The sequence below is a fragment of the Streptomyces sp. V3I7 genome, from assembly GCF_030817495.1.
Lineage (GTDB): Bacteria > Actinomycetota > Actinomycetes > Streptomycetales > Streptomycetaceae > Streptomyces.
This window is the reverse complement of the sequence record NZ_JAUSZK010000001.1, coordinates 1,528,800-1,551,286: the sequence shown is the minus strand read 5'-3', so window position 1 is coordinate 1,551,286 and position 22,487 is coordinate 1,528,800. Positions and strand designations below refer to the sequence as shown.

18 protein-coding genes are annotated in these 22,487 nt (G+C 71.8%); 9 read left to right on the top strand and 9 right to left on the bottom strand.

Going from position 1 to position 22,487, the window contains the following annotated elements; all coding sequences use genetic code 11:
• Positions 1–484: 484 nt before the first annotated feature.
• From QFZ74_RS07355 to QFZ74_RS07345, 3 genes are all read right to left on the bottom strand, one after another.
• Complete coding sequence (locus tag QFZ74_RS07355; RefSeq protein ID WP_307619979.1) at positions 485–2,761, bottom strand: FtsX-like permease family protein; 2,277 nt, start codon at positions 2,759–2,761, stop codon at positions 485–487.
• A 109-nt stretch (positions 2,762–2,870) separates the two neighbouring features.
• Entirely contained in the window at positions 2,871–3,662 is a 792-nt protein-coding gene (locus tag QFZ74_RS07350) for an ABC transporter ATP-binding protein (RefSeq protein ID WP_373462470.1), read from the bottom strand.
• A complete protein-coding gene (locus QFZ74_RS07345; protein ID WP_307619977.1) occupies positions 3,620–4,135 on the bottom strand; it encodes a PadR family transcriptional regulator in 516 nt (171 codons plus the stop codon). Before QFZ74_RS07345 ends, QFZ74_RS07350 begins: the two co-directional genes overlap by 43 nt.
• Before the next feature lie 133 nt (positions 4,136–4,268).
• On the opposite strand from QFZ74_RS07345, the gene QFZ74_RS07340 reads away from it, so the two are divergent.
• The 5 genes from QFZ74_RS07340 (at position 4,269) to QFZ74_RS07320 (ending at position 10,966) form a co-directional block, all read left to right on the top strand.
• Positions 4,269–5,540, top strand: coding sequence for an ABC transporter substrate-binding protein (locus QFZ74_RS07340; protein ID WP_307619976.1), 1,272 nt, complete (start codon positions 4,269–4,271; stop codon positions 5,538–5,540).
• A gap of 160 nt (positions 5,541–5,700) precedes the next feature.
• Positions 5,701–7,377, top strand: coding sequence for a glycoside hydrolase family 13 protein (locus QFZ74_RS07335; RefSeq protein WP_307619975.1), 1,677 nt, complete (start codon positions 5,701–5,703; stop codon positions 7,375–7,377).
• A 41-nt stretch (positions 7,378–7,418) separates the two neighbouring features.
• Entirely contained in the window at positions 7,419–8,753 is a 1,335-nt protein-coding gene (locus QFZ74_RS07330; protein WP_307619974.1) for an ABC transporter substrate-binding protein, read from the top strand.
• Positions 8,754–8,759: 6 nt separating this feature from the next.
• Positions 8,760–10,118, top strand: coding sequence for an ABC transporter permease subunit (locus tag QFZ74_RS07325; protein WP_307619973.1), 1,359 nt, complete (start codon positions 8,760–8,762; stop codon positions 10,116–10,118).
• Positions 10,119–10,126: 8 nt separating this feature from the next.
• Complete coding sequence (locus tag QFZ74_RS07320; protein ID WP_307624066.1) at positions 10,127–10,966, top strand: carbohydrate ABC transporter permease; 840 nt, start codon at positions 10,127–10,129, stop codon at positions 10,964–10,966.
• 69 nt (positions 10,967–11,035) lie between these two features.
• On the opposite strand, the gene pgl is transcribed toward QFZ74_RS07320, so the two are convergent.
• From pgl to tkt, 5 genes are read right to left on the bottom strand one after another with little or no spacing between them, the layout of a single operon-like run.
• The gene (gene pgl / locus QFZ74_RS07315; RefSeq protein ID WP_307619972.1) at positions 11,036–11,818 is read right to left on the bottom strand and encodes a 6-phosphogluconolactonase; all 783 of its coding nucleotides are present in this window, start codon (positions 11,816–11,818) and stop codon (positions 11,036–11,038) included.
• Positions 11,815–12,834 (bottom strand): glucose-6-phosphate dehydrogenase assembly protein OpcA, encoded by a 1,020-nt coding sequence (gene opcA / locus QFZ74_RS07310; protein WP_307619971.1) that lies wholly within the window; start codon positions 12,832–12,834, stop codon positions 11,815–11,817. The genes pgl and opcA overlap by 4 nt, the downstream gene beginning before the upstream one ends.
• On the bottom strand, positions 12,831–14,354 hold the full coding sequence (zwf, locus tag QFZ74_RS07305; protein WP_307619970.1) for a glucose-6-phosphate dehydrogenase: 1,524 nt from the start codon (positions 14,352–14,354) through the stop codon (positions 12,831–12,833). The genes opcA and zwf overlap by 4 nt, the downstream gene beginning before the upstream one ends.
• Before the next feature lie 4 nt (positions 14,355–14,358).
• Positions 14,359–15,477 carry a transaldolase gene (tal, locus tag QFZ74_RS07300; protein ID WP_307619969.1) on the bottom strand — a complete coding sequence of 373 codons (1,119 nt, stop codon included), beginning with the start codon at positions 15,475–15,477 and terminating at the stop codon, positions 14,359–14,361.
• 33 nt (positions 15,478–15,510) lie between these two features.
• Positions 15,511–17,598: a transketolase gene (gene tkt / locus QFZ74_RS07295; protein ID WP_307619968.1), complete on the bottom strand. Its 2,088-nt coding sequence runs from the start codon at positions 17,596–17,598 to the stop codon at positions 15,511–15,513.
• Between the two features lie 399 nt (positions 17,599–17,997).
• Here tkt and QFZ74_RS07290 point away from each other — a divergent pair, with 399 nt between their 5' ends.
• The 4 genes from QFZ74_RS07290 (at position 17,998) to QFZ74_RS07275 (ending at position 21,498) form a co-directional block, all read left to right on the top strand.
• Positions 17,998–18,978, top strand: coding sequence for a heme o synthase (locus QFZ74_RS07290; protein ID WP_373462469.1), 981 nt, complete (start codon positions 17,998–18,000; stop codon positions 18,976–18,978).
• Positions 18,979–19,087: 109 nt separating this feature from the next.
• Positions 19,088–19,420: a hypothetical protein gene (locus QFZ74_RS07285; RefSeq protein ID WP_307619966.1), complete on the top strand. Its 333-nt coding sequence runs from the start codon at positions 19,088–19,090 to the stop codon at positions 19,418–19,420.
• A 183-nt stretch (positions 19,421–19,603) separates the two neighbouring features.
• Positions 19,604–20,710 carry an amidohydrolase family protein gene (locus QFZ74_RS07280; RefSeq protein ID WP_307619965.1) on the top strand — a complete coding sequence of 369 codons (1,107 nt, stop codon included), beginning with the start codon at positions 19,604–19,606 and terminating at the stop codon, positions 20,708–20,710.
• A 41-nt stretch (positions 20,711–20,751) separates the two neighbouring features.
• The gene (locus tag QFZ74_RS07275; protein ID WP_307619964.1) at positions 20,752–21,498 is read left to right on the top strand and encodes a nucleotidyltransferase domain-containing protein; all 747 of its coding nucleotides are present in this window, start codon (positions 20,752–20,754) and stop codon (positions 21,496–21,498) included.
• Here the strand turns inward: QFZ74_RS07275 and QFZ74_RS07270 are convergent.
• Complete coding sequence (locus QFZ74_RS07270; protein ID WP_307619963.1) at positions 21,447–22,487, bottom strand: heme A synthase; 1,041 nt, start codon at positions 22,485–22,487, stop codon at positions 21,447–21,449. The two genes, QFZ74_RS07275 and QFZ74_RS07270, sit on opposite strands and share 52 nt — an antisense overlap.

Here is a 22,487-nt window from a genome sequence, read left to right as displayed (position 1 = left end):
CCCTCGCCCTGGGGCTCCGCCCCAGACCCCGGCGGTGCGGGTGCGGTGCGGTGAGGGGTCTTGCCCACCGGCCCACCCGTCTCGGTGAGTTGAAGAGCTGACGTCCCCTGAGGCTCCGCCTCAGACCCCGGCGAGGGCTCCGCCCCCTGCACCCCTCCTGGGCTCCGCCCTCGCCCCGGCGGGTGTTGCCCCTGCTGGGGCGGGCGAGTGGGGCGCTGAGGTGGATGAGCTTCCCGGTGGGCCTCCGCCCCGGACCCCAGCGGGGGCTGCGCCCCCTGCACCCCTGCTGGGTTCCGGCCCCGGACCCCAGGGGAGGCTGCGCCCCCTGCACCCCTGCTGGGTTCCGGCCCCGGACCCCAGCGGGGGCTGCGCCCCCTGCACTCCTGCTGGGCTCCGCCCCGGACCCCAGCCCCCGGCCGCACCCCGCCCCCTCCCTGGCCGCGCCCCTCAACTCCCCGCCTGCCTCCCCAGTGCCCCCCTCAACTCACCCCACCCCCACCTCCCCCAACCTCCCCCGAGCCACCCGCCCCGCCGGAACCGCTGACAGTCCTGCCGCGGCCGCGAGCGCCGTTGCCGTGAGGGTGGTGAGTAGGGGGAGTGACGGGGGCTGGGCGATTCCTGGGCCGATTCCGTTGGTGGTTGCCTGGGTGTCTATCAGCCAGTGGGAGAGGGGGAGGCCCAGGGTTGTGGCGAGGAGGGTGGAGAGAAGGGTGGTGCAGGTCGTGGACGTGGCCGTGAGTGTGGTGATCTGGCGGGGGGACATGCCGATCGCCTTCAGGGCCAGCAGGTCGCGTTCGCTGTCGCGGAGTGAGCCGCCGATGGTGGTGAGGAGTTCGACGACGGCGATCAGGGCGAGTACGGCGACCAGGCCGGCCACGACTCCGCGGAGCGGGGAGAGGCCGTCGGCCGGGTTGGTCACGGCGTGGACGTCGAGGTGGCCGTGGCCGGCGCGGGTCAGGGCGGCGGCGACGTGGTGGGGGTCGGCGCCGGGGCGCAGGCGGAGTTGGTAGAGGGTCGGGGTGAGCTGGGGGTCGTTCTCGCGGAGGGTGTCCAGCGAGGTCGAGACCGTGCGGCCGGCGTTCTCCGGTTCGATGCTGCGGCCGACGATGTGCAGGATCTGCGGCCGGTCGCCCACGGTCATCCGGACCCAGTCGCCGACGCGCGCGTCCAGGAGGGTCAGGAAGCCCTGGCCGGCCACCGCCTCGTCGGGGCCATGGGCCGGGCGGCCCTCGGCGATGGCGTACGGGTAGGGGTGGTGCCGGATGCCCAGGCCGCGCAGCGCGATCGTGGCGGTCTGGCCCGGGACCAGCGCGGCCATCTCGACGCCCGGGTAGGCGGCGGCGACCCGGGGGTCGTGCTCCAGCAGTGAGCGGGTCTGCCGGTCGGTCAGGTCGTGGTCCGCCCGGGCCGTGAGCGACGCGGCCAGTCCCATCCGCTGCGGGTCGCTGTGGAAGCGGTCGATCGTCGTCCACGCGCTCAGCGCCACCACGATCAGCAGCAGCGGAAGTGTCAGCCGGGCCACCGTGGCCACCGAACGGCGGCGGCCGGTGAACGCCGCGTGGCAGCCCAGGACCAGGGCCGGGGGGAGGCGCAGGCCGAGTGCCCGGCGGGCGATCCCCGTCAGGCGGCCGCCGGTCGGGGTGACGCGGCGCGGCACCGGGACCGGCGACACCCGGCCCGCTCGCCATGCCGCGAGGCCGGTCGTCAGGGCGATGAACAGCACCGATCCCACCGGTATCGCGAACAGTGCCGTGGTGTGTCCGGGCAGCCCCTGCCACACGCCCACCGCGTCACCGAGCCGGCCCGGGATCAGGCGGCCCAGGCCCCGGATGAGCGCCGCCGCGGCGACGGCGCCGAGGACGGCGTACGCGACATGCTGGAGCAGGAAGATCCGCACGACCTGGCCGGGCGTGAAGCCGATCGTCTTGAGCACCGAGATGTCCCGCAGATGACCGCGGATGCGGGTGCCGATCGCGCCGTGGACCGCGAACCCCGCGGCCACCAGCGCGCCCAGGCCGAACAGGCCCAGCACCTGGCCGAGGAGCCGGCTGTCGCCCTGCGCCTCCGCGCGCGCCTGCTGCCAGGTGGAGACCTCGCCGACCGCGCCGGCACCGAGCACGGTGACGGCGCGCTGCACGGCGTAGTCCGTGTCGTCGGGACGTGTCAGCCGCAGTCCGACGACCTGGTCCCCGGCGGGGTGGACGGCGGGGGGCGGGGCCCAGACCAGGCCGGGCTGCTCGCCGGGGCTGTAGCGGGGTTCGGGACTGTCGGCGACGCCGACGACTGTCAGGGTCCGGGTCGTGCCGGGCAGCGTCAGGGTGTCCCCGGGCTCCGCCAGCAGGGCTCGGGCGAGACGGTTCTCCAGCACCACGCCGTCGGGGTCGGAGGGGCGCAGCCAGTGGCCGGAGGTGAGCAACGGCCGGCCCACGGCGGGACGTTCGGGGGTGGAGCGGAGTTCGGTCTGGGCGCGGGTGCCGCGCGAGGAGACGGTGACGGACTCGGTCGGAAAGGGCCCGGCGACGGCCTCGACGCCGGCCAGCCGGGCGAGCCGGCCGGTGTCGGCGGACGGTGCGGCGTGGATCCACACGTGCGCGCCGCGGGCCTGGGTGAAGATCCGCTGCCAGGGGTTGGTGGCGTAGCCGAACAGCGCGGTGGCCAGCAGCAGCGACGCGACGACGCCCGCGGTGGCGAGCACCATGAACAGCGCCTCACCGCGGTGCGTGCGCAGATCGGAGTGCGCCCAGCGCACCATGGCCCGCACGGCTACTCCGCCCCCGGCCCGTGCGGGGCCCGGTCGCGCGCATGCCCGGCGGAACGAGCCGCCGTCCTCGGCTCGCCGTACTTCACCGTCAGTTCGCCGTACTCCACCGTCAGTCCCTGAGTTCCAGCACGCCCGATATCCCCGTGTGCCGGGACGGGGCGGTGTCCAGGGCGGCGTCGTCGGCGATACGGCCGTCGAAGAAGCTGATGACGCGGTCCGCGGCGCTGGCCAGGCGGGCGTCGTGGGTGACCAGCAGGATGGTCTGGCCCCGGTCGTGGAAGCGGGACAGCAGGCGCATCACCTCACGGGTGCCCTTGCTGTCGAGGCTGCCGGCCGGCTCGTCGGCCAGCAGCAGCGGGGGATGATTGACCAGCGCGCGGGCCAGCGCGACCCGCTGCTGCTCGCCGCCCGACAGCTCGCCCGGCATGCTGCGCTCCTTGCCCGCCAGGCCCAGCTCGGCCAGGAGCGCCTCCCGTTCGGCGCGCGCCCGCTTCGGCGCCGCGCCGGCGAGCAGCGCGGGCAGTTCGACGTTGTCGGCGACCGAGAGGTTGGAGACCAGGTTGAAGAACTGGAAGACGATGCCGATGCGCTTGCGGCGCTCCACCGCCCAGCGCGCCTCGGAGTAGGCGTCGGTCCGCTCGCCGTCCAGCCAGATGCTGCCCGCGTCGGGCCGCTGGAGGCCGCCGAGGAGATGCAGCAGCGTCGACTTGCCGGCGCCGGACGGGCCGGTCACGGCCACGAACTCGCCCCGGGCCACGGACAGATCGACCCCGCGCACGGCGTGCGCCGGGGCGCCCGCGCCGTGGTGGGTCTTCACCAGGCCTTCGGCCCGCAGCAGGGGAGCGGCGGTGGTGCTGCTCACTGGAGCTCCTCCAGCTCTTCCTGGCACCGCTCCAGCCAGTCGAGGTCGGCCTGGAGGTGCAGCATCGCGCCCTCTATGAGGAGATGGGCGATGCGGTTGTCCCGGTTCTCGGCCGCGGCCAGCTTCGACAGGTTGCGCATGGTGTTGAGGTACTGGCGCCGCTGCTTGTTGATGAGGGTGATCTGGTCGGCGAGACCGGTCTGCCGGGCGAGCGCGAGCTTCATGAAGAACTCGTCCCGGACCCGCGGCTCGTCCGCCGTCTCCTCGTACCAGGCGTGCAGCGCCTCGCGCCCGGCGTCGGTGAGATGGTACGGCTTCTTGTTGGGCCGACCGGACTGCTCGACCTCCTCGCCCTCGATCAGTCCCGCCTTCTCCAGGCGGCCGAGGGTCACGTAGATCTGGCCGACGTTCGGCTGAGGGTACGCGGCGCCCAGCAGTTGCTCAAGGGCCAGCTTGAGCTCGTATCCGTGGGCGGGGCCACGCGCGAGGAGTGCGAGGAGGGCCAGACGCACGTGTGCGGTCCTCCTGTCCTCGTGGTCCCCGTGATGTGCTCCACGCCCTAGTATCGCCCATACCCAACCGGTATAGATTGCCTCTGATCCCGGGCAACGGTGCCCGGAGTGCGCCGCTGTACGGGAGGAACCTATGCGGTGGATCCGTGCCGCCGGTAGGGGCCTTCTCGTCCTGGCCGTGGTTCTGACCGGGTACGTCGCCTCGGGCGCCCGGGCCGACGAGGCGGCCGGGGGCGGCCGCGGGCCGCTCACCCTGGCCACCGCCGGGGATCTCACCGGCTACCTCGGCCCGTTGCTCGACGGCTGGAACCGCACCCACCCCGGCGAGCGGGTCACCCTCGTCGAACTGCCGGACTCCGCCGACGAGACACACGCGCAGATGACGACCGACCTGCGCGGCGGCGACCGCGGCCGGTTCGACGTCCTCAACATCGACGTCAACTGGACCTCGGAGTTCGCGGCGGCCGGCTGGATCCGCCCGCTGCCGCCCGGACGCTTCCCGCTGAAGTCCTTCCTGCCGCCGGTCGTCGACACGGCCACCTACGACGGCCGGCTCTACGCTGTGCCGTACGTCACCAACGCCGGTCTGCTGCTGTACCGCAAGGACGTCCTCGCCGCGGAAGGCGTGCCGGCGCCGCGCACCTGGGCCGAACTCGCCCACGACGCCCGGACCATCGCGCCCCGGCACGGACTCGACGGCTACGCGGGCCAGTTCCTGCCCTACGAGGGCCTCACCGTGAACGCGGCCGAGGCCGTGTACTCGGCGGGCGGCTCCATCCTCGGCGACGAGGGCGCCCGCGTCACCGTGAACTCGGCGGCGGCCCGCGAGGGCATCGGGTTCCTCGCGCGCGGGGTGCGCGAGGGCTGGATCCCGAAGCGGGCGCTGACGTACAAGGAGGAGGAGTCCAGGCGGGCCTTCCAGGACGGCCGGCTGCTCTTCCTGCGCAACTGGCCGTACGCGTACGTCGCCGCGTCCGCCCCGGGCTCCAAGGTCGCCGGGAAGGTCGGCGCCGTACCGCTGCCGGGACCGGACGGGCCGGGCACCAGCGTTCTCGGCGGCTCCAGCCTGGCCGTCACCACGCACGCGCGGCACCCCGACTCCGCCGCCCGCCTGATCGCGTACCTCACCGGTGAGCGCGTCCAGCGCGAGGTCCTCACGCGGGGCGCGCTGCCGCCCGTGCGCGCCTCGCTCTACGACGACCCGTCCCTGGTACGGAAGTTCCCGTATCTGCCGACCCTGCGGCAGAGCGTGCTGTCGGCCGTCCCGCGCCCCAAGAGCCCGCACTACGACCAGGTCAGCCTGGTGGTGCAGGCGGTCGTGCACGACGCGCTCACCGGGCGGCAGACGCCGGGCAGCGCGGTACGGCGGCTGGCCCGCGAGCTCGCCGCCGTCTCCCACCGGTAGCCGGCCGGTAGGCGCCCCCCTCGACACGCCTATTTACCTGTTAGGTAACGCGGGCATCTCATTTGTTGCCAGGTCGAGGTGATACGTCCGTTTTTGAGTAGCTCAACTGCCCGTCGGCTCCCCGATGTTCGTTGACACCTGCGCGACACCGCTACTTAACATGCAGGCATTACGTCGGCACGACAGACAGGTCCTCGGGGTGAGTCTCCAGCACGTCCGCACCCACCACTGGTGGCGCGACGCAGTGATCTACCAGGTGTACGTCCGCAGCTTCCTGGACAGCACCGGCGACGGCATCGGCGATCTCGCCGGCGTACGGGCCGGGCTGCCGTACCTGAAGAAGCTCGGCGTCGACGGCATCTGGCTGAGCCCCTTCTTCCCCTCGCCCCAGCACGACCACGGCTACGACGTCGCCGACTACTGCGACGTCGACCCGGTCTTCGGCGACCTCGCCGAGTTCGACCTGCTGATGGCGGCAGCACGGCGGCTCGGCATCAAGGTGCTCCTGGACATCGTTCCCAACCACTGCTCCAGCGAGCACGCGTGGTTCCGTGAGGCGTTGGCCGCCGAGCCGGGCTCCGAGGCCCGCGCCCGCTTCCACTTCGCCGAGGGCCGCGGCGTGGACGGCGAGGAGCCGCCCAACAACTGGCACGCCATGTTCGGCGGTCCGGCCTGGAGCCGGGTCACCGAGGCGGACGGCCGCCCCGGCCAGTGGTACCTGCACATGTTCACGCCGGAGCAGCCCGACTGGAACTGGCGCAACCCGGAGATCGCCGCCGAGTTCGACCGCGTCCTGCGCTTCTGGCTGGACCGGGGCGTCGACGGCTTCCGTATCGACGTCGCCGCCGGCCTCTACAAGCACCCCGAACTGCCGGACTCCGACGACCCGGAGGCCGACTACCGCACCCGCGACGCGATCAACCAGCTCGCCTGGAACCAGCCCGAGGTGCACGACGTGTGGCGGCACTGGCGCGCGGTGTGCGAGGAGTACACCGCACGCGACGGCCGCGAGCGGCTCCTGGTCGGCGAGGTCTCCGTGCCGACCGCCCGCGAGCACGCCGAGTACGTCCGCTCCGACGAGCTCCACCAGGCCTTCTTCTTCGACCTGCTCCGCACCCCCTGGGACGCCGACGCCTTCCGCAAGGTCGTCTCCGAGGCCATGGCCGACATCGCCGGCACCGGCTCCACCGTCACCTGGGTCCTCAACAACCACGACCAGGTCCGCACCGTCACCCGCTACGGCGAGGCCGCCCCCGAGGGCAGCGGCCTCGGCGCCGCCCGCGCCCGCGCCGCCGCGCTGCTGATGCTGGCGCTGCCCGGTGCCGCGTACGTCTACCAGGGCGAGGAGCTCGGCCTGCCCGAGGTCGTCGACCTGCCCGACGACGTCCTCACCGACCCGATCTTCCACCGCACCGGAAGCCGTATGCACGTCCGCGACGGCTGCCGGGTGCCGCTGCCCTGGTCGGGACAGGCCTCCCCGTTCGGCTTCACCACCGGGGGCGACGGCGTCAGGACGTGGCTGCCGCAGCCCGAGTGGTTCGCCGAGTACGCCACCGAGCGTGCCCTCGCCGACACCCGCTCCTTCTGGCACATGTACCGCGACGCCCTCCAGCTGCGTGGCTCCCTGCCCCAGCTGGGCGAGGGGACGCTGCGCTGGCTGGACAGCGAGCCCGACGTCCTCGCCTTCGTCCGCGGCGACGGCCTGGTCTGTGCCGTCAACTTCGGTACGGCCCCCGCCACCGCGCCCGTCCCCGGCACCCCCCTGCTCGCCAGCGGGCCGTGCCCGGCCGGGGAACTGCCCGGCGCCACCGCCGCCTGGTGGCTCGCCGACCTCTGACCGTCTCCGTCAACTCCCCACACCACGAAGGAACATCAACGATGATGCGACGACGTACCACCCTCCTCACCGGCTGCACGACCCTCGCCCTTGCTCTCGGCGCGACGGCCTGCGGCGGCGGTTCCCCGGTCGCCGCGGGCGGCGGCGACAAGGCGCTCAGCGGTCAGACGGTCACCGTGGCCGGTGTCTGGTCCGGCAGTGAGCAGAAGAACTTCCAGAAGGTGCTCGACGCCTTCACCGAGAAGACCGGCGCCAAGACGCAGTTCACCTCCACCGGCGACAACGTCTCCACCGTCGTCGGCAGCAAGATCGAGGGCGGCAACGCCCCCGACGTCGTGATGGTCCCGCAGGTCGGCGTGCTCCAGCAGTTCGCCAAGAAGGGCTGGCTCAAGCCGCTGTCCAAGACCACCGACCAGACCATCAGCGCCGACTACGCGCCGGTGTGGAAGACGTACGGCAGCGTCGACGGCACGCTGTACGGCCTCTACTTCAAGGCCGCCCACAAGTCGACCGTCTGGTACAGCCCCGACGCCCTCGCCCAGGCCGGCGTCAAGGCGCCGAAGACGTACGACGAGATGCTGAAGGCCGGTCACACCGTCTCCGACTCCGGCCTCTCCGCCTTCGCGGTCGCCGGCCAGGACGGCTGGACCCTCACCGACTGGTTCGAGAACATCTACCTCTCCCAGGCCGGTCCCGAGAAGTACGACGCCCTCGCCGCCCACAAGCTGAAGTGGACCGACGCGAGCGTCGTCAAGGCCCTCACCACGCTGGGCAAGCTCTTCAAGGACAAGCAACTCGTCGCGGGCGGCCAGAAGGAGGCCCTCAACACCGACTTCCCCGGCTCGGTGGAGAAGGTCTTCGGCCCCAAGCCCGAGGCCGGCATGGTCTACGAGGGCGACTTCGTCGCCGGTGTCGCCCACGACCAGTTCGGCAAGACCGTCGGCAAGGACGCCGACTTCTTCCCGTTCCCGGCGGTCGGCGGCGGCAGCGCCCCGGTGGTCAGCGGCGGCGACGCGGCCGTCGTGCTCAAGTCCGGCAAGAACGCCGACGCGGGCATGAAGCTCCTGGAGTACCTGGCGACCCCCGAGGCCGCGGCCGTGTGGGCGAAGGCCGGCGGCTTCCTGTCGCCGAACAAGAAGGTCGACATGGCCTCCTACGGCGACGACGTCACCCGCGCCACCGCCAAGTCCCTCGTCGCCGCCGGTGACAAGAACGCCGTCCGCTTCGACATGTCCGACCAGGCGCCCGCGGCGTTCGGCGGCACGAAGGGCGCCGGCGAGTGGAAGCTGCTGCAGGACTTCCTGCGTGACCCCTCCAACCCGAAGGCGACCGCGGACAGGCTCGAGGCCGCGGCCGCCAAGGCCTACAAGGGCTGACCTGCCATGACCACCACCACGCTCGCACACGAGACGGGGAGCGCGCCCACCGCCCCGGGCGCGGCGCTCAAGCGCCGCGCCCGGCGGCGCGGTCGGACCGTCGCCCTGCTCTTCGTGCTGCCCGCCCTGCTCCTGCTCGGCGCGCTCGTCGTCTACCCGGTGCTGTTCTCGGTCGGCCGCAGCTTCTTCGACGCCTCCGGCACCCGGTTCGTCGGCGGCGGCAACTACGCCGAGATGTTCCGCGACCCGGCCACCCTCAAGGCCATCCGCAACACCACCGTCTGGGTGGTCGTCGCCCCCGCGCTGCTGACCGGCCTCGGCCTGATCCTCGCCGTCCTGGTGGAGAAGGTCCGCTGGGCCACCGCCTTCAAGCTGCTGATGTTCATGCCCATGGCGGTGTCCTTCCTCGCCGCCGGCATCGTCTTCCGGCTCGCCTACGACGAGGACCCGCACAAGGGCGTGCTCAACGCGGCCGTGGTCTCGGTGCACGACGCCTTCCAGGGCACCTCGCCCTACCCGACGGCACGCGGCCGCGAGGGACGGGAGCTGCTGACCCACGGCCGGGACGGCTCGTACCGGACGAGTGCGCGCGTGTCGCCCGGTGACACCGTGGCGCTTCCGATGGTCGGCGTGCTGCCGGGCGACCTGCCCAAGAACGCCAGCCCCGCCGTCGGACAGAACGCGACCCCTGGCGAACTGCGAGGCGTCGTCTACCTGGACTTCGTACCCGGTGGTGGCGGCCGGCAGGGCAAGGTCGACCCGCGCGAGAGCGGACTGCCCGGCATGAAGGTCGAGGCGGTACGCGACGGGAAGACGGTCGCCGCCACGACCACCGCACCCGACGGCTCCTTCCGGTTCGGGCACCTCGGCTCCGGCGCGTACACGCTGAAGCTGCCCGCGTCGAACTTCGCGCAGCCCTACGACGGCGTCTCCTGGCTCGGCCCCGCGCTGGTCACCCCGGCGATCATCGGGGCGTACCTGTGGATCTGGACCGGCTTCGCCATGGTCCTGATCGGCGCGGGCCTGTCCACGCTGCCGCGCGACGTGCTGGAGGCGGCGCGGATGGACGGGGCGAACGAGTGGCAGATCTTCCGGCGGATCACCGTGCCGCTGCTCGCGCCGGTGCTGACGGTCGTCTTCGTCACCCTGGTCATCAACGTAATGAAGGTCTTCGACCTCGTCTACATCATCGCGCCGGGGCCCGTGCAGGAGGACGCGACCGTGCTCGCCACCCAGATGTGGCTGGTGTCCTTCGGCGGCGGCAACAACCAGGGACTCGGCAGCGCCCTCGGCGTGCTGCTCCTGCTCCTGGTCGTCCCCGCGATGGTCTTCAACGTCCGCCGCTTCCGAAGGAGTCAGCGATGAGCGCGGCGATGCACACGGTCCGGCGCGGTCTGGGCAGCTCGCTGGTCCAGGCGTTCCTCGTGGTGATCGGGCTCGTCTGGCTCACCCCGCTGGCCGGGCTGTTCGTCTCCTCCCTGCGCTCCGCGCAGGACGCGGCCAAGGGCGGCTGGTGGACGGCGCTGGCCACCCCCGGGCAGCTGTCCCTCGACAACTACACGGCGCTGCTGAAGAACGCCGGGATGACGCAGGCGTTCTGGAACACGGTGCTGATCTCGGTGCCGGCCACGACCCTGGTCGTCGTCATCGCCGCGCTCGCCGGATACGCCTTCGCGTGGCTGGACTTCCCTGGCCGCGAACCCGTCTTCCTGCTGGTGGTCGCCCTGTTGGTGGTGCCGGTGCAGATCGGCCTGCTGCCGGTCGCCCAACTCTTCGGACAGCTCGGCCTGTTCGGCACCATCCCCGGCGTCATCCTCTTCCATGTGGCGTACGGACTGCCGTTCGCGGTGTTCCTGCTCCGGAACTACTTCGCCGAGATACCGCAGGAGATGCTGGAGGCGGCCCGCATGGACGGCGGCACCGAGTGGCGCATCTTCACCCGCCTCGTGCTGCCCATCGGCCGGCCGGCCATCGCCAGCCTCGCCATCTTCCAGTTCCTGTGGGTGTGGAACGACATGCTGGTCGCGCTGCTCTTCGCCGACAGCTCCGCCCAGCCGCTCACCGTGGAACTCCAGTCCCAGATCCGGCAGTTCGGCAGCAACGTCGACGTGCTGGCGCCGGGCGCGTTCCTGTCGCTGATCGTGCCCGTGGTCGTGTTCTTCGCGTTCCAGAAGCACTTCGTGCAGGGCGTGATGGCCGGATCGGTGAAGTAACCGGCGTACAACGGAAAAGCGGAGGGCGGCGCAGGGAATCTGCGCCGCCCCTCCGTCCGTGTCACCCGGTCACGGGGACGCCGGGGGGTACAGCGACCGCGGCAGCTGGGAGGCCGCCGCCGAGTCCAGCAGCCACAGCGTGCGCGAGCGGCCCCGCGCTCCCGCCGCCGGGGCCTGGATCTCGCCCGTGCCTGACAGGGCCATCGCCACGGCCTGCGCCTTGTCCTCGCCGGCCGCCAGCAGCCACACCTCGCGGGCCGCGCGGATCGCCGGAAGGGTCAGCGAGATCCGGGTCGGCGGGGGCTTCGGCGCGCCGTGCACCCCGATCACCGTGCGCTCGGTCTCCCGGACGCCGGGCAGCTCGGGGAAGAGCGAGGCCACGTGCGTGTCCGGGCCGACGCCCAGCAGCAGCACGTCGAAGACGGGCACGCTGCCGTGGTTCTCCGGACCGGCCGCCCGGGCCAGCTCCTCGGCGTACGCCTCGGCCGCCGCGTCCACGTCACTGCCGTACGGACCGTCCGACGCGGGCATCGGGTGCACGCGCTTGGGGTCCAGCGGTACGGCGTCGAGCAGGGCCTCGCGCGCCTGGGTGTAGTTGCGCTCGGGGTCGCCCTCGGGCAGGAACCGCTCGTCACCCCACCACAGGTCCAGCCGGCCCCAGTCGACGGCGTCCCGTGCGGGCGCCGCCGCCAGCGCGGCCAGCAGGCCGTTGCCGTTGCGGCCGCCGGTGAGCACCACCGACGCGGAGCCGCGCGAGGACTGCGCGTCCACGATCTTGGTGATCAGCCGGGCCGCGGCGGCCTGCGCCATCAGCTCCTTGTCGCGGTGCACGACCAGCTGCGGGGTGCTCACTTCGCCGCCGCCTTCCTCGTCGGGGCCTTCCTGGCGGCCGTCCTCTTCGCGGGCGCGGGCTGCTCCGTCGCGGGCTCGGGCGTCTCGGACGTACCCGACAGCCGGTTCAGCCCGAACCGCAGCGCCGCGGCGTACGTGTCGTCCGGGTCCAGCCGCCGCAGCTCCTCCGCGATCAGCTCGGACGTCTCGCGCCGCTTCAGCGCCACCGCACGGTCCGGCTGGTCCGCGATGGACAGCGTGGCCAGCGAACCGTCCGCGCGGTCCAGGGCGATCGGCCCGCAGTTGGTGTCCAGCCGGACGGCCGTGAGGCCGGGGCCGGCGGACAGCGAGCGCTTGACGGGCACGTCCAGCCGGTCCGCGAGCCACATCGCCAGCAGCTCGCAGCTCGGATTGAACTCCTCGCCCTCCACCTCGGCGGCCCGCACCTCGCAGTCGACCTGGTCCAGCGCCGCGGCCAGCATCGAACGCCAGGGCGTGATGCGGGTCCACGACAGGTCCGTGTCCCCGGGCGTGTAGGCCTCGGCGCGGGCGCTGAGCTCGCGCAGCGGGGCCTCGGCGGAGTAGGTGTCGGTCACCCGGCGCTGGGCCAGCGCGCCGAGCGGGTCGCCGGCCGGATCCAGCGGGGCGTTGACCGCCCACCAGACGACGACCGGCGCGTCCGGCAGCAGCAGCGGCAGGACCACCGACTGGGCGTGGTCGGCGACCGCGCCGTACAGCCGGAGGATCACCGTCTCGCCGGTGCCCGCCTCCATGCCGAGCCGCACCTCCGCGTCCAGGCGCGAGGCCGTGCGGGCGCGGGGCGAGCGGGAGACGCGCTTGATGACCACGAGGGTGCGCGAGGGGTGCTCGCGCGAGGCCTCGTTGGCGGCCTTCAGCGCGTCGTAGGCGTTCTCCTCGTCGGTGACGATGACGAGGGTCAGGACCATGCCGACGGCCGGGGTGCCGATGGCGCGCCGGCCCTCCACGAGCGCCTTGTTTATCTTGCTCGCGGTGGTGTCCGTGAGATCGGTCTTCATGGGCGGCGCCAGCTCCGTCCGTCTCGCTTGAGCATCTCGTCGGCCTCGACGGGGCCCCACGTGCCCGCGGGGTACTGCGCCGGCTTGCCGTGCCTGTCCCAGTACTCCTCGATCGGGTCGAGGATCTTCCAGGACAGCTCGACCTCCTCGGTGCGCGGGAACAGGTTCGAGTCACCGAGCAGGACGTCGAGGATGAGCCGCTCGTACGCCTCCGGGCTGGACTCCGTGAAGGACTCGCCGTAGGCGAAGTCCATGGAGACGTCCCGGATCTCCATCGAGGTGCCCGGCACCTTGGCGCCGAAGCGGACCGTGATGCCCTCGTCCGGCTGGACCCGGATGACGATCGCGTTCTGCCCAAGCTCCTCCGTCACCGTCTGGTCGAAGGGGGAGTGCGGGGCGCGCTGGAAGACGACCGCGATCTCCGTGACCCGGCGGCCGAGCCGCTTGCCGGTGCGCAGATAGAAGGGGACGCCCGCCCAGCGGCGGTTGTCGACCTCCACCTTGATCGCGGCGTACGTGTCGGTCTTCGACTTGGGGTCGATGCCCTCCTCCTGGAGGTAACCGACCGCCGTCTCGCCGCCCTGCCAGCCCTCGGCGTACTGACCGCGCACCGTGTGCTTGCCCAGGTCCTTCGGCAGCCGGACCGCGCCCAGGACCTTCGTCTTCTCCGCGGCGAGCGCGTCCGCGTCGAAGGAGGAGGGCTCCTCCATGGCGGTGAGCGCCAGCAGCTGGAGCAGGTGGTTCTGGATGACGTCGCGCGCGGCGCCGATGCCGTCGTAGTAGCCGGCCCGGCCGCCGATGCCGATGTCCTCGGCCATGGTGATCTGCACGTGGTCGACGTACGACCGGTTCCAGATCGGCTCGAAGAGCGTGTTGGCGAAGCGCAGCGCCAGGATGTTCTGGACGGTCTCCTTGCCCAGGTAGTGGTCGATGCGGAAGACCTGGTCCGGGGCGAAGACCTCGTGGACGATCTCGTTGAGCTCCTCGGCCGACTTCAGGTCGTGGCCGAACGGCTTCTCGATGACCGCGCGCCGCCAGGAGCCGCCCTCCTGGTCGGCGAGGCCGTGCTTCTTCAGCTGCTTGATCACGACCGGGAACGCCTTGGGCGGCACCGACAGGTAGAAGGCGAAGTTGCCGCCCGTGCCCTGTGCCTTGTCCAGTTCGTCGATCGTGGAGCGCAGCCGGTCGAAGGCGGCGTCGTCGTCGAAGGTGCCCTGCACGAAGCGCATGCCCTGGACGAGCTGCTGCCAGACCTCCTCGCGGAAGGGCGTGCGGGCGTGCTCCTTGACCGCGTCGTGGACCTCCTGGGCGAAGTCCTCGTCGTCCCACTCGCGGCGGGCGAAGCCGATGAGGGCGAAGCCCGGCGGCAGCAGACCCCGATTGGCGAGGTCGTACACGGCGGGCATCAGCTTCTTGCGTGACAGGTCGCCCGTGACGCCGAAGATGACCAGGCCCGACGGCCCCGCGATACGCGGGAGCCGTCGGTCTGCGGGGTCACGCAGCGGGTTGCTGCTCGACAAGGTGTCAGTCCTTCGCGGGAGCGAGGCGCTTGAGCTCCGCCTCGGTCGACTTCAGCAGGTCGTTCCAGGACGTCGCGAACTTCTCGACGCCCTCGTCCTCCAGCAGCTGGACCACGTCGTCGTACGAGATGCCGAGCGCCTCGACGGCGTCGAGGTCGGCGCGGGCCTGCTCGTAGGTGCCGGAGACCGTGTCACCGCGGACGTCGCCGTGGTCCTCGGTGGCCTCCAAGGTGGCCTCCGGCATGGTGTTCACCGTGTTCGGCGCCACCAGCTCGTCGACGTACATGGTGTCCGAGTACGCCTTGTCCTTCACGCCGGTGGAGGCCCACAGCGGACGCTGCTTGTGGGCGCCCGCCTGCTCCAGCGCCTTGAAGCGGTCGGAGGAGAAGACCTCCTCGTACGCCTGGTAGGCGAGCCGGGCGTTGGCGACGGCGGCCTTGCCGCGCAGCGCCTTGGCCTCGTCGGTGCCCAGGGCGTCGATCCGCTTGTCGATCTCGGTGTCCACGCGGGACACGAAGAACGACGCCACCGAGCGGATCAGCGACAGGTCCAGGCCGCGCGCCCTGGCCTTCTCCAGGCCGGCCAGGTAGGCGTCCATGACCTCGCGGTAGCGCTCCAGCGAGAAGATCAGCGTGACGTTGACGCTGATGCCGAGGCCGATGACCTCGGTGATCGCCGGGAGGCCCGCCTTGGTGGCCGGGATCTTGATGAGGGTGTTGGGCCGGTCGACCAGCCAGGCCAGCTGCTTGGCCTCGGCGATGGTCGCCGCCGTGTTGTGCGCCAGGCGCGGGTCGACCTCGATGGAGACCCGGCCGTCCTGGCCGTCGGTCGCGTCGAAGACGGGGCGCAGGACGTCGGCCGCGTCCCGGACGTCCGCCGTCGTGATCATGCGGATCGCTTCCTCGACGGTGACCTTGCGGGCGGCGAGGTCCGCGACCTGCTGCTCGTAACCGTCGCCGTGGCTGATCGCCTTCTGGAAGATCGACGGATTGGTGGTGACGCCCACGACGTGCTGCTGGTCGATCAGTTCGGCGAGGTTGCCGGACGTGATCCGCTTGCGCGACAGGTCGTCCAGCCAGATCGCGACGCCCTCCTCGGAGAGGCGCTTGAGTGCGTCTGTCATGGAATTACATCTCCTACGTGTCGTATATGAGCGTCAGCGCTGGGCGGCGGCCAGGGATTCCCGGGCCTTCGCGGCCACGTTCTCGGGCGTGAAGCCGAACTCGCGGAAGAGGACCTTGCCGTCGGCGGAGGCACCGAAGTGCTCCAGCGACACGATGCGGCCGGCGTCCCCGACGTACTTGTGCCAGGTGAGGCCGATCCCGGCCTCCACCGCGACCCGCGCCTTCACGGACGGGGGCAGAATGCTGTCCCGGTACCCCTGGTCCTGCTCCTCGAACCACTCGACCGACGGCATCGACACCACGCGCGTGGGAATGCCCTCGGACTGGAGCTGCTCGCGTGCCTCGACGGCGACGTGCACCTCGGAGCCGGTGGCGATGAGGATGACCTCGGGAGCGCCGCCCTCGGCCTCGAACAGGACGTAACCACCGCGCGCGGCGTTCTCGTCGGGCTCGTACGTCGGCACGCCCTGGCGGGTCAGCACGAGGCCGTGCGGGGCGCCCTTGCCGAAGACCTTGGTGTAGCGCTTGAGGATCTCGCCCCAGACGACGGCCGTCTCGTTGGCGTCGGCCGGGCGGACGACGTTCAGACCCGGGATCGCGCGCAGCGCGGCCAGGTGCTCGACCGGCTGGTGCGTCGGGCCGTCCTCACCGAGGCCGATGGAGTCGTGCGTCCACACGTACGTCACCGGCAGGTGCATCAGCGCCGACATGCGCACGGCGTTGCGCATGTAGTCGGAGAAGACGAGGAACGTGCCGCCGTAGACGCGGGTGTTCCCGTGCAGGGCGATGCCGTTCATCTCGGCGCCCATGGAGAACTCGCGGATGCCGAAGTGGATGGTCCGGCCGTACGGGTCGGCCTCCGGCAGCGGGTTGTCCGCCGGCAGGAACGACGACGTCTTGTCGATGGTCGTGTTGTTCGAGCCGGCCAGGTCGGCGGAGCCGCCCCACAGCTCGGGCACGACCGCGCCCAGCGCCTGGAGCACCCTGCCGGAGGCGGCACGCGTGGCGACGCCCTTGCCCGTCTCGAAGACCGGGAGCTTGTCCTCCCAGCCGGCGGGCAGCTCGGCCTTGCTGATGCGGTCGAACTCGGCGGCGCGCTCCGGGTTGTCGATGCGCCACTCCTGGAAGGACTTCTCCCACTCGGCCTTGGCCTGGCGGCCGCGCTCCAGCGCCTGGCGGGTGTGGCTGATGACCTCGTCGGAGACCTCGAAGCTCTGCTCCGGGTCGAAGCCGAGGACGCGCTTGGTGGCCGCGACCTCCTCGTCACCCAGCGCCGAGCCGTGCGCGGCCTCGGTGTTCTGCGCGTGCGGGGCCGGCCAGGCGATGATCGAGCGCATCGCGATGAAGGACGGCTTGTCCGTCACCTGCTTCGCGGCCTCGATCGCCTCGTACAGGGCCTGCGGGTCGAGGTCGCCGCTGGGCTTCGGCTCGACGCGCTGCACATGCCAGCCGTAGGCCTCGTAGCGCTTGCAGGTGTCCTCGGAGACCGCCGTCTCGGTGTCGCCCTCGATCGAGATGTGGTTGTCGTCCCACAGCAGGATCAGGTTGCCGAGCTGCTGATGGCCCGCCATCGAGGAGGCCTCCGCGGAGACGCCCTCCTGGAGGCAGCCGTCACCGGCGATGCAGTAGATGTAGTGGTCGAAGGGGGACTCGCCCTGCGGAGCGTCCGGGTCGAACAGACCGCGCTCGAACCGGGCGGCCATCGCCATGCCCACCGCGTTGGCGACACCCTGGCCCAGCGGGCCGGTCGTCGTCTCCACGCCCGTCGTGTGCCCGTACTCCGGGTGGCCCGGGGTCTTCGAGCCCCAGGTGCGGAACGCCTTCAGGTCGTCCAGCTCCAGGCCGAAGCCCGCGAGGTAGAGCTGGGTGTACAGGGTCAGGGAGGAGTGGCCCGCGGACAGCACGAAGCGATCGCGCGCGACCCACTCCGGGTCGGCGGGGTCGTGCCGCATCACCTTCTGGAAGAGGGTGTACGCGGCCGGCGCCAGGCTCATCGCCGTACCAGGATGGCCGTTGCCGACCTTCTGTACGGCATCGGCGGCCAGGACGCGGGCGGTGTCCACGGCCCGCTGGTCCACTTCGGTCCACTCGAGGTCTGTGGTGGTCGGCTTGGTGCTCACCCTGGGTCAGGGCTCCTCTCCACATGTCGGTTGCCGGTCTCTGTGGGCAGGTGCCCCCGGCTGCCGGCGCACTGGGTGCCCACCGGCCGCTGTCGAGCCTACCCTCGTGGGGACGTGCGTTTTTGCGAGCCATTCCAGACTGCCGGGACTCCCGCGGATCCGCCTCCCGGTCGCCCGCGAGGCGGTGTGGCACATGAATACGGACGCTTCCGCCTCCCTGCTCAACCGGGTTTCGGTCAGCTCCGGCCGCCGCCCGCGACACGTCCGGCAGCGCCCCCGCCGAACACGATCCGACCCCCGCGGAAGCCGGGGTCTGGGCAACGTCTACAGTGGCGTGGTACGCGCGAGCCTTTACCGCCTGTTCACACGGCGGGGCTCGCTGGGATGTCTCTGTCAGGGGTGTACGTGACGGCCGTCGATTCCCGTCCTGGGGGCACCGCCCGTGCCATGAGGGCCACGGGGGAACCCGGTGCGACTCAGAGCCCGGGCCACCGGCCGCTGGGGGCCCGTGTCATGGGGTTCGTGGCGCTGACCAAGCCACGGATCATCGAGCTGCTGCTCATCACCACCGTCCCGGTGATGTTCCTGGCCCAGCAGGGCGTGCCCGACCTGACGCTGGTGCTCCTCACCTGCGTCGGTGGCTTCCTCTCCGCGGGCGGCGCCAACGCGCTGAACATGTACATCGACCGCGACATCGACGCGCTCATGGACCGCACCTCGCAGCGCCCGCTGGTCACCGGCATGGTCAGCCCGCGTGAATGCCTCGCCTTCGGCATCATGCTGGCGGTCGTCTCGACGCTGCTGTTCGGATTCACCGTCAACTGGCTGTCGGCGTGGCTGTCGCTCGGAGCGCTCCTCTTCTACGTCGTCGTCTACACGATGATCCTCAAGCGGCGTACGTCGCAGAACATCGTGTGGGGCGGCATCGCGGGCTGTCTGCCGGTGCTCATCGGCTGGTCGTCGGTGACCGACTCCCTGTCCTGGGCGCCGGTCATCCTCTTCCTCGTCATGTTCTTCTGGACGCCGCCGCACTACTGGCCGCTGTCCATGAAGGTCAAGGACGACTACGCGCGCGTGGGCGTGCCGATGCTGCCGGTCATCGCCTCCAACAAGGTGGTCGCCCGGCAGATCGTGATCTACAGCTGGGTGATGGTCGCCGTCTCCCTGCTGCTGACCCCGCTCGGCTACACGGGCTGGTTCTACACGGCGGTCGCGCTGGCGGCCGGCGGCTTCTGGCTGTGGGAGGCGCACGGCCTGCAGAACCGTGCGAAGGCGGAGGCGACGGGCGCCAAGCTCAAGGAGATGCGCCTGTTCCACTGGTCGATCACCTACGTGTCGATCCTCTTCGTGGCGGTCGCGGTGGACCCCTTCCTCCGCTAGTCCCTCTTCCGCCAGTCCCTCATCTGTCCGCCGTAGGGGCGGGGTTCGTGGTCAAGGCCACGCACCCCGCCCGTCGCCGTTTGATCTACCCGTCGGTAGCATCCTGACCATGGCAGACACGCAGCAGGTTGACGCGAAGGCCGAGCGGACGGCGGCGAAGCTCGCCCGGCAGATCGACAGCTTCTCCAAGGCGCACGGCGGTGCCGAGGGACAGGTGGCCTACATCGGCGAGCGCGGCGCCCGCATCGTGCTCGTCGGCGAGGACGGCGGCTGGGGCGACCTGGTGGCGCCCAGCTACGAGATCGCCGAGAAGGCGGTGGAGAAGGCCGGCATCACCGTCCACGAGTCGTTCGACGGCGAGTTCGCCGCCAAGGTGAAGACGGGCCCGTACGAGTGGACGCGCATGGCGGGGATCCAGCTCGGCGGCCCGAGCAACGGCTGAACAACGCGCCCAAAGGGCACGGGGCCCTGCTGAATTTGCGACTCCGTCGCGTGGGCGCGACCAGCCACCGATGACCCGCGGCCGCCTCACCACATCGTCCTCCCTCGAACAGCCCGCAACACCTCTACCCCGGTTCACCCGTTAGGACCGTAGAGCAGCGCAGCGTCTACGCGGGGAGCCCGGATGATCGAAACGCCGTCCCTGGTGGACCAGTACTGCCACGGCGTCCTGAGAACCGAGTTGGGCCTCGGCACCTTCGAGGCCCAACTGGCGCGGACCGAGGGACCGCCCGCGCCGGGCACCACGCTCTTCGACACCCAGACCGGCTTCGCGGTACGCCGCTGGTGCCCCCCGCTTCTCGGCCTGGAAGCGCACTGCGCGCCCGCCCGTTATCTCGCCCGGCGTCGTGAACTCGGCGTACTGGAAGCGGGCCGCAGGCTGCTGCGGGGCAGCGGCATCACGACGTTCCTCGTCGACACCGGCCTGCCCGGCGATCTGACCGGACCGGACGAACTGGCCTCGGCGGGCGGCGCGCGCGCCCACGAGATCGTGCGCCTGGAAGTCCTCGCCGAGCAGGTCGCCGACACCTCCGGCACCGTCGACTCCTTCCTCGCCAACCTCGCCGAGTCGGTGCACGGCGCCGCCACCGGCGCCGTCGCCTTCACCTCGGTGGCGGCGCTGCGACACGGACTGGCGCTCGCGCCCGAGCCGCCCGGACCGGGGGAGGTGCGCGGGGCCGCCGGCCGCTGGCTGGCGGGGCGGCGCGTCGGCGGGGAGCTGAACGACCCGGTGCTGCTGCGGCACCTGCTGTGGATCGCGGTGGCCTCGGGCCTGCCGCTGCAACTCCACGCCGGACTGGGCGGACCGGGCACCCGCGTCGACCGCACGGACCCGGGGCTGCTGACCGGCTTCGTCCGCGCCACCGCCGGCCTCGGCACCGACCTGGTCCTGCTGCACGGCTACCCGTACCACCGCCACGCCGCCCATCTCGCGGGCGCCTTCCCGCACGTGTACGCCGACTCGGGCGCCGCGCTCGTACGCACCGGCGCCCGTGCGGCCACCGTCCTCGCCGAGATCCTGGAGCTGGCCCCCTTCGGCAAGATCCTCTTCTCCAGCGGCGCCCAGAGCCTGCCGGAGCTGCACGTCGTGGGCGCCCACCTGTTCCGCGAGGCCCTCAACCGCGTCCTCGGCACCTGGATCACCGAGGGCGCCTGGTCCCCGTCCGACGCCCAGCGGGTGGCGTCGATGCTGGCGTCCGGAAACGCGCGGCGGGTGTACGGACTCGGGTGAGCGGGGTGTACGGCCCGGGCCCGCTTCCCCAGACTGGCCGGGTGACCGACACCGAAGCCCTCATCGGGCGTTTCCTCACAGGCCTGGCCACGTCGGCCCCCGTCGCCGTGTGGGCGCACGGGTCGCTGGCCGGGGGCGACTACCAGGAGGGGCGCAGCGACCTGGACCTGGTCGCCGTACTGCCGCGTCCGCTCACGGCACGGACGGTGTGGCGGGTGGCCCTGCTGCACGCCCGCCTGCGCGACGCGCCGCTCGCCGACCGTCTGCACTGCAGCTATCTGACCCCGGCGACGACCGCCGACGCCGGGCGATCGCATCTGACCTGGGCGTACGAGGAGCTGTTCCGGCGGCCGGTCACCCCGGTGACCCGGCGCGAGCTGCACGACTTCGGCCGGGTGCTCTACGGGGCGGAGCCCGGCGAGCTGCTCCCGGCGGTGCCGGACCGGGAGCTCGCCGCGTTCGTGGTGCGCGACCAACAAAACTACTGGCGGCGGCAGGTGGACCGGGCGGACAACTGGACCCAGGAGGTCTGGGTGGACCTCGGCATGGTCACCCACGCCCGCGCCGCCGTCACGCTCAGGGAGGGCCGGCTGATCACCAAGCGCGAGGCGCTGGAGACGCTGCCCGCGCTGGGCGCCCCCGTCGAGGTGGTCGAGGACATCCGCCGCCGTCGCTACGGCACCGCCGAGCCGCCCACCGAACGGTGGACGGCTCGCAGGGCGGAGTTGACGCGGGCTTACCTCGGGGCGGCGATCGACGAGCTCGTCGCGTCGTACGACGGAGTCTGAGCCTGAGCCGCCGGGGCCGGCACCTCGACCGCCGCGCCGGGGCGCTCGCGCAGCGACAGCAGCACGCGCAGGGCGCCGATCCACATCAGGCAGGAGCCGAGCATGTGCAGGGCGACCAGGCCCTCGGGGAGGTCCGTGAAGTACTGGACGTAGCCGATGACGCCCTGGAGGAGCAGGACGACGAAGAGGTCGCGGGTGCGGTTCAGCGGGCCCTTCGGGGCGTCGACCGCTTTCAGGACGAACCACAGGGCGAACGTCAGGGTCACCACGATCCAGGCCAGGACCGCGTGCAGCTTGCTGACCGTCTCCCAGTCCAGCGGCATCCGCTCGACCTGGCTGGAGTCGCCCGCGTGCGGACCCGAGCCGGTGACGACGGTGCCGGCCGCGATCAGCAGCACGGAGACGGCCACCAGGATCCACACCAGCTGGGCCACCGACCTGCCGACCAGCGGACGCGGCGCCTCGTCGCCCTCACGGGTGCGCTGCCACATCACCGTGGCGACCGCGATCAGCGCGGTGGAGAGCAGGAAGTGGGCCGCGACCGTGTACGGGTTGAGGCCGACCAGCACGACGATGCCGCCGAGCACCGCGTTGCCCATGACCACCCAGAACTGCGCCCAGCCCAGCCGGGTCAGGCCGCGCCGCCACGGCTTCTCGGAGCGGGCGGTGACGATGGCCCAGCCGACCGCCGCGCACAGCACGTACGTCAGCATGCGGTTGCCGAACTCGATGGCGCCGTGGATACCCATCGCGCCGGTGGTGGTGAGCGAGTCGGCGGTGCACTTGGGCCAGGTCGGGCAGCCCAGGCCCGAGCCGGTCAGGCGTACCGCACCACCGGTGACCACGATGACCACCGCCATCACGAGCGCGGCGAGCGCCGCCCGCTGGACGGTCCGGGGAGCCGGGGTCCAGCGGTCGGCGATGAAGGCGAGCGGGTTGCGCAGGGCCGCTACGGCGTCGGCGCGGGTCAGCTTTGGCACGCGCACCAT

Coding starts and splice junctions, on each gene's coding strand:
- QFZ74_RS07340 (WP_307619976.1), top strand. CDS start 4,269: ATGCGGTGGATCCGTGCCGCCGGTAGGGGCCTTCTCGTCCTGGCCGTG.
- QFZ74_RS07335 (WP_307619975.1), top strand. CDS start 5,701: ATGCAGGCATTACGTCGGCACGACAGACAGGTCCTCGGGGTGAGTCTC.
- QFZ74_RS07330 (WP_307619974.1), top strand. CDS start 7,419: ATGATGCGACGACGTACCACCCTCCTCACCGGCTGCACGACCCTCGCC.
- QFZ74_RS07325 (WP_307619973.1), top strand. CDS start 8,760: ATGACCACCACCACGCTCGCACACGAGACGGGGAGCGCGCCCACCGCC.
- QFZ74_RS07320 (WP_307624066.1), top strand. CDS start 10,127: ATGCACACGGTCCGGCGCGGTCTGGGCAGCTCGCTGGTCCAGGCGTTC.
- opcA (WP_307619971.1), bottom strand. CDS start 12,834: ATGAAGACCGATCTCACGGACACCACCGCGAGCAAGATAAACAAGGCG.
- tal (WP_307619969.1), bottom strand. CDS start 15,477: ATGACAGACGCACTCAAGCGCCTCTCCGAGGAGGGCGTCGCGATCTGG.
- QFZ74_RS07285 (WP_307619966.1), top strand. CDS start 19,088: ATGGCAGACACGCAGCAGGTTGACGCGAAGGCCGAGCGGACGGCGGCG.
- QFZ74_RS07280 (WP_307619965.1), top strand. CDS start 19,604: ATGATCGAAACGCCGTCCCTGGTGGACCAGTACTGCCACGGCGTCCTG.
- QFZ74_RS07270 (WP_307619963.1), bottom strand. CDS start 22,487: ATGGTGCGCGTGCCAAAGCTGACCCGCGCCGACGCCGTAGCGGCCCTG.